Source organism: Candidatus Gullanella endobia (genome assembly GCF_900048035.1).
Taxonomy (GTDB): domain Bacteria; phylum Pseudomonadota; class Gammaproteobacteria; order Enterobacterales; family Enterobacteriaceae; genus Gullanella; species Gullanella endobia.
This window is the reverse complement of sequence record NZ_LN999832.1, coordinates 615622-632074: the sequence shown is the minus strand read 5'-3', so window position 1 is coordinate 632074 and position 16453 is coordinate 615622. Positions and strand designations below refer to the sequence as shown.

At 27.8% G+C, this 16453-nt stretch carries 9 protein-coding genes and 1 pseudogene; 6 read left to right on the top strand and 4 right to left on the bottom strand.

Annotation, left to right across the window (positions count from 1 at the left end; all coding sequences use genetic code 11):
• Positions 1 to 1627 precede the first annotated feature (1627 nt).
• The gene (gene waaA / locus FVIR_RS01840) at positions 1628 to 2893 is read left to right on the top strand and encodes a lipid IV(A) 3-deoxy-D-manno-octulosonic acid transferase (protein ID WP_067498242.1); all 1266 of its coding nucleotides are present in this window, start codon (positions 1628 to 1630) and stop codon (positions 2891 to 2893) included.
• Positions 2894 to 3751: 858 nt separating this feature from the next.
• Here waaA and rpmG read toward each other — a convergent pair.
• From rpmG to rph, 3 genes are all read right to left on the bottom strand, one after another.
• Positions 3752 to 3919 (bottom strand): 50S ribosomal protein L33, encoded by a 168-nt coding sequence (rpmG, locus tag FVIR_RS01835; RefSeq protein WP_067498239.1) that lies wholly within the window; start codon positions 3917 to 3919, stop codon positions 3752 to 3754.
• Entirely contained in the window at positions 3912 to 4169 is a 258-nt protein-coding gene (gene rpmB, locus FVIR_RS01830; RefSeq protein WP_067498236.1) for a 50S ribosomal protein L28, read from the bottom strand. The genes rpmG and rpmB overlap by 8 nt, the downstream gene beginning before the upstream one ends.
• Before the next feature lie 710 nt (positions 4170 to 4879).
• The gene (gene rph / locus FVIR_RS01825) at positions 4880 to 5599 is read right to left on the bottom strand and encodes a ribonuclease PH (RefSeq protein ID WP_067498233.1); all 720 of its coding nucleotides are present in this window, start codon (positions 5597 to 5599) and stop codon (positions 4880 to 4882) included.
• 124 nt (positions 5600 to 5723) lie between these two features.
• On the opposite strand from rph, the gene FVIR_RS01820 reads away from it, so the two are divergent.
• From FVIR_RS01820 to recG, 5 genes and pseudogenes are all read left to right on the top strand, one after another.
• Positions 5724 to 6587, top strand: a complete 864-nt coding sequence (locus tag FVIR_RS01820; RefSeq protein WP_067498230.1) for a YicC/YloC family endoribonuclease — start codon at positions 5724 to 5726, stop codon at positions 6585 to 6587.
• 1610 nt (positions 6588 to 8197) lie between these two features.
• On the top strand, positions 8198 to 8623 hold the full coding sequence (locus tag FVIR_RS01815) for a MarR family winged helix-turn-helix transcriptional regulator (RefSeq protein WP_067498227.1): 426 nt from the start codon (positions 8198 to 8200) through the stop codon (positions 8621 to 8623).
• Between the two features lie 401 nt (positions 8624 to 9024).
• Positions 9025 to 9655, top strand: a pseudogene (gene gmk, locus FVIR_RS01810) (guanylate kinase).
• Between the two features lie 51 nt (positions 9656 to 9706).
• Positions 9707 to 9925: a DNA-directed RNA polymerase subunit omega gene (gene rpoZ, locus FVIR_RS01805; protein ID WP_067498223.1), complete on the top strand. Its 219-nt coding sequence runs from the start codon at positions 9707 to 9709 to the stop codon at positions 9923 to 9925.
• Positions 9926 to 11843: 1918 nt separating this feature from the next.
• On the top strand, positions 11844 to 13928 hold the full coding sequence (gene recG, locus FVIR_RS01800) for an ATP-dependent DNA helicase RecG (protein WP_067498220.1): 2085 nt from the start codon (positions 11844 to 11846) through the stop codon (positions 13926 to 13928).
• 1564 nt (positions 13929 to 15492) lie between these two features.
• On the opposite strand, the gene fmt is transcribed toward recG, so the two are convergent.
• The gene (gene fmt / locus FVIR_RS01795; RefSeq protein WP_067498217.1) at positions 15493 to 16443 is read right to left on the bottom strand and encodes a methionyl-tRNA formyltransferase; all 951 of its coding nucleotides are present in this window, start codon (positions 16441 to 16443) and stop codon (positions 15493 to 15495) included.
• Between the last annotated feature and the right edge of the window lie 10 nt (positions 16444 to 16453).

The window sequence follows — 16453 nt, the reverse complement described above, 5'->3', positions numbered from 1 at the left end:
ATTATTTTATCAAACTGATCATATTATAATAAATATCCATAGTGTTGTTTTGACATTGTATTTAGTTTTATTTTTTCACTATGCTTATTGATAATTTTATTATTATAATTTTTGGATACAATCTTATAAATTTATATATTTTATTAGAATCATAATGTTATTACTATTAATATATTAAATTATATTTACTATATTTGCTGAGTTTTAGAATAATACTGAACTGAATTAAGTTTATTTAAAATCCTTTAATTTTTACTATCTATTTAATAAGTAGATATACCTTTCGAATCGATTAGATAAGATCATGTAATTTAAAGCAGAAAAAATATTTATATATGTCTTATAATTTTAGATAAAGTGAATAATTCGATGTATGTATTTTTAAAATTCCGATAAAGATATAAATTGCTCATTAAATTCTATTTAAAACCTTCAATATGAATCTTATAAGACCGATATATGTTTATATATATTTTAAAGTAAATAAAAATTCTGATTCCTATTAAATATGTTAGAATTAATTAACGTTATAAAAAAGAAAAGTATCTTTTACTTTTTTATAAAAAAATTAAATTGTTCCTTGTATAAATAGTTAATTTTAAATATAAGTTAAATTTGCTATATCTAATATGTATTTTATTACTATTACATTTAGTATTAGTCGATAAGCGATTGTAAACAAAATAGTATTAAAAAATAGAAAATACTGATAATATGATTTTATATTTTACTGAATACTTAAAGATATAAAATAATTTTTTTTAAAAAAATTCCTACTTTTTTCTATTTTTCTAGAAAATTACTGTCAACAATGTTAACTTAGTCTAGAAAAAAATCATAAATGTATCGTTGGTTATGATATTTTTAAAGTCGGAGAGGATATCACAATAAGGTATAACTATAACAACGCTTACACAGCATACTATATCATCAGAATTAGCTAACATATATCATCTAATATCATCATTAGATGTTGATGACAAATTATTAATTTTTCATTATTTCCGATTTTTTATAACAGAGCTGTAGAGAACTATTAAAATAGCAGAATATACTAATTGCTATCTATTTTGAATAAGATAAATATTGATTTGGTTATCAAATAACTAACACAGAGTCTCTAATTACTGATCTTGTGTATATTATTAATAACAATCGAATAAATATTAGATTAGTATTTTAGTGATATACTAATTTTCCGATTATTTACGATCCGTTTAAAAGCATAATGTATTAAATCTATATCGTATTGAGCAAAAACATAAAATCTTTTATGCAATATACTTGATAGTAATAGTTTCCAAATTTTCTACCGAAGTACTATATTGAGAGTAGGATATAATAATATGAAGAACTAAGTGTTACCATACAAATAACTATATACCTATGTATTTTATATTAGTTTACAATGGTTTATCATCAGCTGTTATCATAGATATAGAACTTAATTTTTTAGTTTCTCATTCTTAATATGAGCTAGATTTTTTATAATCAAATAAATACCTTATTTTACTTACGAGCGATTTCAAATAACATGACAAAATATATCAATTTTTAAAAATATTAAAATTACCTAATTAAAACTCATTCAATACATGATTTATTGTTTTTAGAATAGTTAATTATAATGATCTATAATGTAATTATATTATTAATCAAACCGCTTTTATGGATACAGTTATTATTTCGTATCAAAAAAGAACCAACCTATCGTCAACGTTTAACTGAACGTTATGGCTTTTGCCAAGGAAAAGTAAAACCTGGTGGAATTATGTTACATTCTGTGTCAGTCGGCGAGACGATGGCAGCTATCCCTTTAGTACGCGCACTTCAATACCGTTATCCAACGTTACCAATTACTATTACCACAATGACATCTACTGGGTCACAGTTAGTACAGTTAGAATTCAGTAAAGATATTTATCATGTTTATCTACCTTATGATTTTCCAAAAGCGATAACTCGATTTCTCAATCAAGTCAATCCCCGATTGGTTATTATAATGGAAACAGAGTTATGGCCTAATCTTATTAAAGCGATACACCACCGGGGCATCCCGCTAGTAGTTGCTAATGCACGTCTATCTGCCCGTTCTGCAGCCAATTATAAAAGGTTTAATAGTTTCGTCTCAAGTATTATGCGCCGTATTACGCTCGTCGCAGCACAAAATGAAGAAGATGGCGCACGTTTCCTTGAACTAGGATTAAAAAAAAATCAGTTAGTAGTTACTGGTAATCTAAAATTTGATATTTCCATTACCAAAGAGTTGTCGGCTCGGATATTTACGATGCGTCGCCAGTGGGCATTGCACCGTCCGGTATGGATAGCTGCTAGTACCCATGCTGGCGAAGAAAAATTATTATTACAAGCTCATCGCAAACTACTAACCCATTTCCCCGATCTTCTGCTTATTATAGTCCCACGTCATCCGGAACGTTTTCTAGTAGTAGAAAAAATGACTATGAAAGCTGGTTTCGATTATGTCATGCGCAGTATTGATGAAATTCCATCTAATGGTATACAAGTAGTAGTAGGAGATACTATAGGTGAATTAATGCTTCTATACGGTATAGCTGATTTGGCCTTTATTGGAGGTAGTTTAGTAGAGAAGGGAGGCCATAATCCTATAGAGGCAGTAGTGCACTCCATCCCTGTATTGATGGGACCACATACTTTTAATTTTAGCAATATTTGTAATAAATTAGACAAAGCAGGTGGTCTAATTACTGTAACAGACGTAGAGTCATTAGTCAAATCAGTTTTAACTCTGTTAAAAAATGAGGATTATCGCATCTATTACAGTAACAATGCTATTAAAGTTTTAAACCAGAATCAGGGTGCACTTCAGCGACTATTGAATCTATTAGAACCCTATTTAATACATTATAGTTAGTAACTATTATACAGCAAGAATTTGTCAATGGTTGTAATTACTTTTAATAAACTTAAACTAATATTAGATTATCTAGTATTAATCAACTAGGAAGATGAGATCATGCTGTTATATTTTAGCAGTGCTTATGAAAACTATTGTCTCATAGAAAATAAAGCGAGTGTATTTTTAAGATTATAAACTAGCTAAGTTTTTGTATCTAACATTGGTTGGTTTAACAGGAGCATGCTAATAGCAATTATATTTTAATGCTAGAAGCTAATAAGCGAGTCAAACAAACTTTATATTAAGCAATCTAAGATATATTTCAATATCTAAATTCTAATACGGTTTACAGTTAAACACGATATAGTCTGTTTTTCAGTCGATTTATACACTACAGATAATCGATATCTAGATTGGGCAATACAACTTTACACACGTAAGTATGATTGTTATAGTGCACCACCAGTATATAAATCTTTGTCAACAGGTAATGAATGATATCTATTCTTTTAATAGAAGATTTACAGTATCTGACCTATTGCAATAAAATCATTTCTGATAAAAACTATTATATTTGAAAAGATAATAATCTATCTATAATCTAGGCTATAGGTAATAGATGCTAATACTTATTAGCATCTATATATAGTTGTTCTTTTTCTTATTAGTTAGTTATGGCTAAATGTTATAAAGTTTTACTTACAAAATCAAAAATCTATTTATTACTTTATGTCTTTAAACAACTGCTTTTTGCTTTTTATAATTTCAATATTTGATTATCTATGATAAACAAAAAAGACACTAATTTGTTATAGATAATAAACTTAGAATTCATAAATTATAAAACCAATATTTTTAATTAATTATTAAATACTACTTGATTTTGCTTTCTTTATAAAGAACATGCTGACGTATTACTGGATCGAATTTTTTTAATTCTATTTTTTCAGATTTTGTTCGCTTATTCTTCGTACTAGTATAGAAATGACCAGTACCAGCAGAAGAAACTAGCTTAATTTTCTCTCGAATATTTTTAGCCACGATTCAATTCCTTGTTTGAATTTTTATCACTGATACATAGATCAGCAAAAATTGCTTCGATACCTTTCTTATCAATGATACGCATACCTTTAGCAGATACACGTAATGTGAAAAAACATTTTTTACTCTCAACCCAAAAACGATGAGAATGTATGTTAGGTATAAAACGACGTTTTGTTGCATTCATTGCATGAGAACGATTATTTCCACTAATCGGATGCTTACCAGTAACTTGGCAAACTCTGGACATATATATTCTCCAAAAAATAATTAGCTTAAATTATAATAAAGGTAGTAAATACCTGGTCAAGTTTTATAGTTTATTTCAGATTTTCTCATTGAGAAGAGAAGTTTAAGAAAAAATCTAGTGAAAATAGATTCTTAAAACTATTCTAAAGACTCCAAGAAGATAAAATATATACTTTGATATACATAAAAGCTTAATTTTTGCATAGATAAAATTTGTAATTAAAGTGCAGTAACCACTTATAGTCAGTTTTTTAAATAAAATATTTAACTTATTTCGATTACTTATACCAATAACACAGTATAAATTATAATACAAGGATATCAAGAAAAGGTAGATTTTTTACTTCTCGTTACTATCCTTTATAATCGACGCTATATTATAAAATAAAAATTATATCTATGTTATTATTTAATATATTATAGGGAAACATTTAAAAAATAGGAAAGAGCTAAGATATTTTTAGAAATTAATTTAATGTATGTATGAAAGAGATAATATTCATTGTTCATATTATTATACACTCATATAAAATAAATAAAGAGCATAAAAAATCTTTTGTTATCATTAATCTAAAATAAAATAGTAAATACCTAATAAAATTTAAATACAAACATAACTTATTGAATATTATTTCTTGATATTTTCCTAAGTAATACCTAGATTGACTCATTTTAACTCATTAAAGTAATAAATCTGTTTGATATGAAATATCATGCATGTGCTAGTGCTATTTTTTGCGCTTTAAATAGATCATTAATGCCACTACGAGCTATTCCAAGTAGTGTGTTGAGTTCTTTTTGATTAAAAGGTTCCTTTTCTGCAACACCTTGAATTTCAATCATACGGTTATCTTCCATCATAACTACATTCATATCTATTTCAGCAATAGAATCTTCTATATACTCTAAATCACAGATTGCTTCACCAGCTACAATACCTACTGAAACCGCTGCTACTAATCCTTTCATAGGATTAGTTTTTATCTGACCTTTTTTCTGCATATTGCTAAGTGCATCACTTAAGGCTACACAAGCACCAGTGATAGATGCTGTTCGAGTGCCGCCATCGGCTTGTAAAACATCGCAATCTAGGATAATAGTATATTCATTTAATTTAGTTAAATCGACTGAAGCTCGAAGAGAACGGGAAATAAATCGCTGAATTTCCAAAGTACGACCACTTTGTTTTCTTCTAGCTGCTTCGCGATGATTTCGGGTATGAGTTGCACGTGGTAGAATACCGTATTCAGCAGTAATCCAACCTTGTCTTTTTCCTTTTAGAAAACGTGGTACTCCTTCTTCTACCGATGCAGTACATATTACAATAGTATCGCCAAATTCTATCATAACTGAGCCTTCCGCATAACGAGTAAAATGACGGGTAATTTTTACTAGGCGTATTTGATGTATGCTTCGGCCTCCTGGGCGCATAGGAGCTTCTCCGATTGATAAATAAAATTTAAACTTTAATTATACTGATTTTATAGAAAATATCTATCTTGCCTATTAATGTATAGCTATAATATTAATAATTTATTAATGAATGGATAAATCTATGATCTGCAGTATGACTGCTTTCTCTCGGCGTGAAATTAAGGGTTCTTGGGGAAGAACTATTTGGGAACTTCGATCCGTTAATCAACGGTATTTAGAAATCTATATCAAACTACCAGAACAATTCCGTGATCTAGAGTCAATTATCCGAAAAAATATTAGCCTAAGTCTTACCAGAGGTAAAGTAGAGTGTAATTTACACTTTGATATAAATCCAAGCATGCAAAATGTTTTTATTCTCAATAAAAAACTCGCTAAACAACTGATAGAATCAGCACGATGGATAAAAATTCAAAGTGATGAAGGTGAGATAGACCCAATGAATATTCTGCGTTGGCCTGGTGTAATAACAGCGACGAAACAAGATTTAGACACTATTAGTGCTGAGTTATTGTCCGGACTAAATGATACGCTCAACGACTTCATCAGCGTCCGCGAAACAGAAGGTAATGTGTTGAAAATATTAATTGAGCAAAGATTAGAAAATGTTAGCAATGAAATAAAAAATGTACGTCAGCAGATTCCGACAGTATTAAAATGGCAACGCAAAAAGCTTCTGAGTAAACTAGAAGAGGTAAAAATTCAATTGGATAGTAACCGATTAGAGCAAGAAATGCTGCTGCTGATGCAGCGAATAGATGTTGCAGAAGAGTTAGATCGCTTGGACGCTCATGTAAAAGAAACCTATCAAATTTTAGCTAAAAAAGAAGCAGTAGGTCGTCGGTTAGATTTTATGATGCAGGAATTTAATCGAGAAACTAACACTCTAGCATCGAAATCCATAAATACTAATATTACAGTATCCGCTATAGAATTAAAAGTGTTGATTGAACAAATGCGTGAACAAATCCAAAATATCGAATAAATTTTTATGTGATATCGTATTCTTTATTAAAAGAATATAAAATCATAAATATTACAGCTCTTCTATTTTAGACTCTTTTAAATCAAGTACATTAATTTTATATAAATAAAGATAGCAAATTTAGTGATATAAACATTTTTCAGTTAAAAAAGAGCTTTTCTTGTTATTGTAGGAAAAAATTAGTCGATACTAATCTTGATTAGATAGTAGTAAGTTAAGATATTATTGTTCTATTTAAAAAAATTAAGCAATTTTATGACTTTAATTCTCCTAGTTTAGTCTTACTAGATGTGCTTTCTATATCTCTTTTATTAAGATTTTTATTGTTGATATTACAATACAAATCTATTCTAATAGAACGATGATTTTAATTTATTAAGATAAAATAGTTTAGTAAACCGATGAAATATAATATTTTTTCTAGTATCTATTAATTAATAGATCGATAGATACTTTCCATAATAATAGTATACAGCTATAATACTATATTTAATATCATTGTATAGACTTTTATACTTCATAATTTACATGCACTATAATAATTTTATTTATAAGTTTTTAACCTTAAATTTAGTAAAAATAATTTTCTAAATTATTAAAAATATGTTATAAATCATTAAAATTAGTTTCTTGATATTAGTTTTATTAGTGAGTTAATTATGGTAATAGTAATTAACTTTTATGATCACATCAGTAGTATTTTTAAGTATACATCTAAACAGAAATATAGTACTTATAAATAGTAATTATACTGGATACTAATGTATGAATTATTTCTCAATTTAATAATTTGTTCTATTAATATAGATTTTTATTAATATTTTAATGAAAAATAAAAGAAGTTCAATTACAATCTATGATATTATTTTTTAAATGTATTATAAAATATTGTTCTAATAGATAACTTATTACTAATTCGAAATAAAAACAAGTTACAGTAGTAATATTCGAAGTCTAGATACGATATAATATCATCATAGATATGATGCTCATTTTTTTTACTATTGATTATTTAATTAAATAGAGATTATTTCGTTCAAATATAAGTTTTGTAAAAATATAAATTTTTGATAGTTGATATCTTTTTAGAAAAAGATAAAAGAATATTCTAATTTAAGTAGATTTTTTTAAAAAAAGTTTATATCTATTTACAAGTGTATTTGTAAAGTTTGGTCTTTTAAGTTTTTAAATATTAAAATTATTTGTATCTTATTTTATAAGTTATCTCTTAATAAAATTAAGAATATTTTACTATATTAAATTATTATCGCTATAAATTTTTGTAAAAATATCATGCTATTAGCATAATATATAACTTATAACATATAAATAAAAATAAATATTATTTATGAATAATATTTATTTTTATTTATATGTTAAATTCAAAAATTAGATGAGTTGTTAAAATAATCAGTAATGAAACAAGAGATTTAATTATATTTCAATTATTTTTTAAATGCATTATTTTTAATACATTCTCATTTTTAGTATTATCGATCCATTTACAAATACAAAATTACTCAATGCTAATAAAATTAGCAGTAATGCTAAACGTAAATTTAAAGTTTTTTAAAAAATATAGAAAATAAATAACGTATAGAGATTAAAATATGGATAAATCAACTAATATTTCACTCATGGTAGAGTCGTTATCGCGAATCTATCACCGTCTACGAAAAGAAGTAAATGGTAAGCTAGTGAACGAAGGTCTTTCAGTATCGAAAATGAAAATTTTGCACTTAATCACTACTGGTAAAATCAGTGCTACTGATATTAAGAACTATATGGGCTTTTCATCCCGTACTGTAGTGACTGTGCTTGATGCATTAGAAAAAGAAGAAATGTTGAAACGCGAACAAAGCAAAATTGATCGCCGAGTGAAGTATGTATACATTACAGAAAAAGGAAAAAAGAAATTACAAATTGCTGAACAAACCCATAAAATTGTTCTTGATCGCATGTTTTCTTCATTATCCGAAATACAATTAGAGAAATTTAACGAAATTTGTAATGCGCTTGAAGCTTATCAAAAATAAAAAAGTTTTAATCTTATAAAGAATCGTAATAAAAATCTACAGTAAAACATCTGATAATAGTTAGAGATACTTTATCATGTTTAAACCTAGCATAATAGATAATTATTCTAATTAGTGAATAATAAGCACTATATTGCGGTTTTTAATACTTAATATAGAAAAATAATTTTTACTAGTTAATTATTTCTGATAAATATCTATAGTTCTATCTAGAGCCTCTTAAAAAAAAGAGCATGGTTGAATTTGCTATTTTTAATAGCAACCGCGTGCTTTTATTTCTTATTTACAGTTTTTTAACAGCTATACTGGGCTTAATCAATATTGATAGCTGTAATATCTTCTTATAATGTGTATAATATACAGTATAAGAGGATATTATTTCAATTTTAACTAGCTATTTCATGACGATTAAAGGTACGCTCTATATTATTTCCGCACCAAGCGGTACAGGAAAATCGAGCTTAATTAAAGCGTTATTAAAAACCAAATCGTTTCATAACGATACCCAGGTATCGATTTCTTATACCACTCGCACTATACGTCCTACTGAAACGCATAGTCAAGATTATTTTTCGTGACAGTATCAAAATTTGAGCATATGATTTCTAAAAATGCTTTTCTCGAATATGCCTATATATTTGATAATTACTACGGTACTTCACGTGAAGCTATTCAGAAAGTTATAGAAAACGGCATAGATATTTTTCTTGACATAGATTGGCAAGGTGCACAACAGATCCGTGCTAAAATGCTAAACGTGCGTAGCATCTTCATTTTGCCACCTTCTAAAAAAGATTTGAACTACAGATTACACTTCCGCAGTCTGGATAGCGAAGAGACAATTATCAAACGAATGACACAAGCAGTAGTTGATATAACTCACTTTAGTGAATATGATTATTTTTAATTATTAATAATGATTTTGATACTGCATTGCTTGATCTTAAAGCTATTATTCAAGCTGAACGACTTTGCTTTAAGCATCAGAAATTACGCTATGATGTATTAATCACTAAATTATTAGCGGATTGATATAATTTTTAGTATGATGTCAAATTATTTTTATTATTAGAGTGTTTTACTATGGCACGTATCACTGTACAAAACGCCGTCGAAAAAATAGGTAATCGTTTTGATCTTGTGCTGATTGCTGCACGACGCGCACGTCAGATTCAGATTTCTGGAAAAGATCCATTGGTTTCAGAAGAAAATGATAAACATACCGTTATTGCTTTGCGTGAAATCGAAGAGGGTCTAATTACCAATAAAATTATTGATTTACAGAATAATCAAGAGAAATAAAATTATGCCTATTTAAAACTCTACATTTGCTAGTTCTTTTTCATTTAACAGAGGATAAAATAAAAATTTTTAATAAAAAATTATCTTCTCGTGTTTAATGTTTAAGAGAAGCAATTTTTAAACAGTAAACCTTGTATTACTAATTTAGTGTTAATCGATTAACTTCTAGATGAGAAATTAATCGATTATAAGACAGTAATATTTGCTTTATTGTATAATATTATCGAAGGTATTCTAAGCTGAAGTAGTAAAGAATATATCTCGGTTCGATAAACTTAAATTTTTACAGCAAAAACTTAAGCGAATCTCTTTAAAAAATATTGTGTAATAGCATGGGATATTCATATTATATTGAATATATCCATTTGTCGTAATCATATGTATATTCGTACTATAAATATTCTGTAGATATAAAATACTACAGCATTGTGTAATTAATATTGGAAATCTATGACTTATTAACCCACCGACTTTAAGTTCTTTGTTTAAAGAATGAATTGGAAAAGCTTAGTTTTGAAAATCTGTATCCTAATCGATACTAAATTATAAGAAACAGTAACTGAAAAAGCATTTAATAATTTCCTTATAACCTTAGGGATAGAAAACTATTTAATTAAAGCAGGTATTTCCTATCACGTTAACAAATGCAAAAATTATTTATACATCTATCTATTGCTAAATTTATTTCAAAAAAATAATGTTTTATTTTATTATAGATAATAGGATAAACATATATTCTGTATAGATAGAACCTAAGATGTGTGAAGAACTATATTATTATCTTTAAAGATAACGACTACTAATCTTTAAATATCTCAATATTAAATCCACATAGTATACTGATGAAAACATAAATCCGAACAAATAATATAGATAAAATAGTAGAAATTGAATTGGTATATTAGTTCTATAATAGAATAGTAGAACTAATATGAGAATGAAAGTCTACACTTAATGTTAAGCACTAACTGTGCATAAAAGGGTATTAGTTATACCTATATTGAATTTTATCTATACGGATAATTCCACTTGCTTTTCAGTCTAATTAATAATAGAAATATATCGAAAAGATATTAAAGAATATCAAACATAATAATTTTACTATCTTATTTTTACCATTTTATTTAAAATCCACTAAATATTAGTTAAAACTAATACAGTTATCGGTAAAGTTTTTTTTCAAAAAATCTAAATAGAACAAAGTTAGCAAAACCTAATAATTTATTCTATTTTATCAAAATAATTAATACAAATTCACAAACTAACCTACACATATTACTAATTAAAGCTAATGATAGTATCATAAACAATTTTCTATTAAAAATAATAATTACCTCTAGTAATTGATCTGACTATTACCCGTTCCAGCTAAAATGAGTATCTAATTACTTACCATGAATACTATTCTAGTATTCTAGACTGTCAAAAAATCTGATCAAATTTATGTCTATAAATATAGAGACATAAATTAATAATAACTTTTATCGCTCAAGTTAAACTGAATGTATTTAATTTGATTTTATTAATTAATCTAATTTTGCTGAAAAATTACCAATTATAATATCTAAGGCCTGAATATTAAAAATAAAGAAAAAAAGAACATATAAAATTTTTATTTAAAAATTTTTAATTATATTAATCTAGTAAATATTATTCGAAAATCTATATTATAATAGATATTATGCAAATAAATCTAAATAGATATTAAATATTTCTCTTTTATATTTAGCAAATAATTAAAGCATAGAAAATGAACAAAATCAACTGAAAATTGCATATAGCAATATCTTTTTTACTTTTTAAATTCTAGCTAATCGACCTATATTTTTAAAAAATAAAATACGCTATAGGTAAGTTATTGGTCTAAACCTATCTATTCTATAGAACAGAGGTCTTTTACACGATACGGAGTGCTAATATGACCAAAGATTGTCTTTTGAATGCTATTTCGCTTAATACCCTACCAGGAATTAGCCAGAGTTTTGTCAGTAAACTTAATCGACTCGGGATAAAAAACTTATTAGATCTGCTATTACATCTTCCGATTCGCTATGAAGATCACACTAAATTGTGCCCTATCGGTGATGCATTACCTGGTATGATTGTAACTGTACAAGGAAAAGTTATAAATAGCAATATTAATTTTGGTCGAAAAAGTATATTTACATGTTATTTATGTGATGATAGTGGTATTATGACATTGCGTTTTTTCCATTTTAATAAAACAATGAAAAATAATCTTTCTATCGGAAAATGGATCACTGCTTATGGCAAAATTAGATGTGGCCAGCATGGCAGTGAGATAATCCATCCAAAATATCATATTATTAATGAGAAAAAAAAAATAACGCTTGCTTCTGCATTAACACCAATATATCCAAGTAATGAGGGTATTCGTCAATCAACATTGCGCAATGCAGTTGATCAAGCCTTAAAATTACTAGATATTACCCCAGTTAATGAATTACTACCGCCAAAATTTAGAAAAGAATTAATAAGCCTGCCTGATGCATTACGGATACTTCACCGCCCACCACCAGAAATCTCTTTAGATGAAATAGTATCAGGCTATCATCCAGCACAGCGCCGACTAATTTTAGAAGAACTATTAGCACATACTCTCAATATGCTCTCAATTAGAGCTAGGATACAAAAAGAGCGCGCACTACCATTACGAAACAATAGTTTTTTTTTACAGCGTTTTCTTGCTACTTTACCATTTTCTCCGACTGACGCTCAAAAGCGTGTAGTAGCTGAAATAAATCAAGATTTATCACGTAACGTTCCAATGATGCGGTTGATACAAGGAGATGTTGGTTCTGGAAAGACTCTAGTAGCAGCACTAGTAGCATTAAATGCCATCTGCGATGGTTGGCAGGTAGCGCTGATGGCACCTACTGAGCTATTAGTTGAACAGCATACTCGTAACTTCCGAGACTGGTTTTCACCGCTAGGTATTAAAGTAGGTTGGTTGGCTGGCAAACAAAAAGGTAAAGCACGTCAAGCGCAAGAGGAAGCTATTAGTGATGGTCGGGTATCAATGATAGTGGGTACTCATGCTATGTTTCAAAAACAAGTTCACTTTTCTAGACTAGCATTAATGATTATTGATGAACAGCATCGTTTCGGAGTCCACCAACGACTAGCGTTATGGAAAAAAGGAGTTTCGCAGGGTTTTCACCCACATCAATTAATTATGACTGCTACACCTATTCCACGAACTCTAGCTATGATATCCTATGCGGATCTAGATATCTCAGTTATTGATGCATTACCGTCTGGACGTATACCTGTAACTACAGTCGCCATACCGGAAACCCGACGATCCGAAATTATCCAACGTGTTCGCCAAGCTTGTCTTCAAGAGAAACGCCAAGCTTATTGGGTTTGCACTCTAATAGAGGAGTCAGATCTATTAGAAGCTCAGGCAGCAGAAGCTACTTTTCAAGAACTGAAAATTGCTTTACCCGAATTACGTATTGGACTTTTGCATGGTCGAATGAAAACAGTTGAAAAACATAAACTTATGAATGAATTTAACATAAATAATGTGCAGTTACTAGTAGCAACTACAGTTATCGAAGTTGGTGTCGATATACCTAATGCTAGCTTGATGATTATCGAAAATCCTGAACGATTAGGACTGGCGCAACTACATCAGTTACGCGGAAGGATTGGTCGTGGAGTAGTAGTTTCATATTGCATACTGTTATACAAATTACCCTTAAAAAAAACTGCACAGTTACGTTTGCAGGTATTGCGTAACAGCAACGACGGTTTTGCTATTGCTCAGCGAGATTTAGAAATTCGTGGTCCTGGTGAACTACTTGGAACTCGTCAAACTGGAAATTCTGAATTTCGAGTAGTTGATCTGCTTCGTGATCAGGATATGATTCCAGAAGTGCAGAATCTAGCTAGATATATTCATCAAAATTATCCTGATTTAGCCAGCGCTCTAATTAAACGTTGGATACCAAAACATATACACTATACTCTTACCTAATAAAAATCTCTACGATTCATTTTGATAATATTTTTATAATGATTATGCTAGTGTTATTAATTTTCAAGCATTAACTTTATAATAATATTGAATATTCACTATTATTAGCATTATTAAGAATAATATCTATTTTTTAGTAATTTTTTAACTAAATAACTATATCTTAGGTATCAAAAAATTAATACTAGACAGCTAATATTAATATTACTTAGCTAATGATTACTGTCTTATTAAATTATTTTGCTTAAAAAATAAAATGATGGTGATATTAATAGTAAAAAATCGTTTATTACGATGTTAATATTGTTTTACTTGCATTTTCTTTTCGTATAATTTGCTTATTTTATTATATAGATCCCTGCAAGCAATATCTCTTCTAAACTTAATTTTTGAAATCTATTTTTAATATAAAATTTTAATAGATTTAATTAATAAAATTACATTAATAAATGTCAAATTAACAATAATATTGCATATTTTTCTTTAAAAATTCTCATTATATTTATAATTATACTTTATTAATTTATAGTACATACTACCATAAGGTAATACATAAATATTTCTTTTATCTTATTGATAATTATCAAAGTTTATATATAGCATAATATGCTCGTGTTATAAACATCATATTTTTACAATTAAGAAAAATAAATATAGGTTTATTATGTTCGTTTTTCATAGATAAAAATTTCTATTTAAAAAATTAATAGTACTAAATGAACTATATGATAATTTATAATTTTAATAGATATGCGTATTATTATTTATAATATCAGATAGCGATTATTGTTATTTATATTACTAATAAATTTTTTATTGTTTTCTTGGATAATTAGTAGATATATTTTAATATCATAATTTTTCTTAATTTATTTTAATATCTTAATATAAGATGAATAATCTCTTAAAATTAGTATAAGAAAAAAATTAAATTACATATAATCTAATTGCTTATTTCCTATAATAGGAAATAAGCAATTAGTAATAAAAACAGTATTTCTATTATAGCATATAGTGCTATTATAAAAATAGCATATAACAATATGCAGAAAGGATTAAAATTCTCTAGACGATGCAAAAATGAGAACACTTGCATTTTGCATAATAGAAAATAATGAAAATATTCTATTTTGAAAATATTATATACACTTATACCAGCTATAATGATTAAGATTAAATAAATAATTTTACACTATTCAATATTTTGTTCATAAACGAGATCTAAAATTTTTTCGTTAATCAGTAGTACTAGACATATATTATAGATGTTATTCATCTAATTAATATGCAAATATATTTATGACTATTAATTTTTTATGTTAATATTTTATAAATAAAAATTTACTATGTAAATAATGTAATAAAGCATTATTTTTAGTTAGCAAACTTAAGGTCAAAATATAAGTTTATATCGTTGATAATAATCAAAGGATAACTCTAATTCAATACTTTTCTGCTCGTTTAAACTTGATAATAGAAGATCATAGTATTTTATAGCTAACTAGACTATGAGTCGTTTTTTAAAGTAATACAGAAAATCAAATTCACTTACTTAAAATAAAAACTAATCCAAAATAGTTCCAGGAACAAACCATTCACGACGTGAATTGAGTAACTCTTGTACTGACATTATTTTTTTGCCCGCTGGCTGTAAGTGTGTTAATGTTAATATACCACTACCAGTAGTGATTCGAATGCCAGTCTTATCTGCAGCTAATATCGTTCCAGGCATATGTAAAGATACTAGCTTATCATCAACGCTAGCAGCCCAAACTTTTATCGTTTGTTTTTGAGTTAAAAAATAGCTAATAGGCCATGGATTAAAAGCACGAATGCAACGATCAATCTGCGTCGCAGGCATACGCCAATCAAGTCTGGCTTCTTCCTTGCTGAGTTTTTCTGCATAAGTAGCAACTGTATTATTTTGTGGTTCTGCAACGGCGTGTCCTATAGCTATCTGCGTTAACGTTAATAAAAGAGCATCTGGCCCAATTTTTGCCAGTTTATTGTAGAGAGAAACACTAGTATCATTAGGTTGGATTTTACATGTGACCTTATTTAATACGGCCCCAGTATCGATACAAGCATCCATTTGTATAATCGTTACGCCTGTATAATTATCACCAGCCCATAATGCTCTTTGAATAGGTGCTGCTCCACGCCATCGAGGCAATAACGATCCATGTACATTAATACAGCCGAATCTTGGTAGAACTAATATGCTTTGTGGAATAATTAAACCATAAGCTACAACTACCATAATATTCGCATTTAATTCTGCTATCTTCTGTTGCCATTCAGGTTTATGTAATGAAGTTGGTTGAAACACAGGTAAATTATATCGTTTAGCTAGTTTTTTCACTGCACTAGAAGTTAAGAGATTACCGCGACCTGCAGGACGATCCGGTTTGGTGAAAACTCCCACGATATTCTGTTTGGCATTAATCAAAGCATTTAGATGATGTGCAGAAAAATCCGGCGTACCAGCAAAGATAATTCGTAAAGAACTAGACAAAATATTTCCT

Excerpts from the sequence above, each read along its gene's own strand:
- FVIR_RS01820 (WP_067498230.1), top strand. The coding sequence starts at position 5,724 with ATGATCTGCAGTATGACTGCTTTCTCTCGGCGTGAAATTAAGGGTTCT.
- rph (WP_067498233.1), bottom strand. The coding sequence starts at position 5,599 with ATGCGCCCAGGAGGCCGAAGCATACATCAAATACGCCTAGTAAAAATT.
- waaA (WP_067498242.1), top strand. The coding sequence starts at position 1,628 with ATGATCTATAATGTAATTATATTATTAATCAAACCGCTTTTATGGATA.
- FVIR_RS01815 (WP_067498227.1), top strand. The coding sequence starts at position 8,198 with ATGGATAAATCAACTAATATTTCACTCATGGTAGAGTCGTTATCGCGA.
- rpoZ (WP_067498223.1), top strand. The coding sequence starts at position 9,707 with ATGGCACGTATCACTGTACAAAACGCCGTCGAAAAAATAGGTAATCGT.
- rpmB (WP_067498236.1), bottom strand. The coding sequence starts at position 4,169 with ATGTCCAGAGTTTGCCAAGTTACTGGTAAGCATCCGATTAGTGGAAAT.
- recG (WP_067498220.1), top strand. The coding sequence starts at position 11,844 with ATGACCAAAGATTGTCTTTTGAATGCTATTTCGCTTAATACCCTACCA.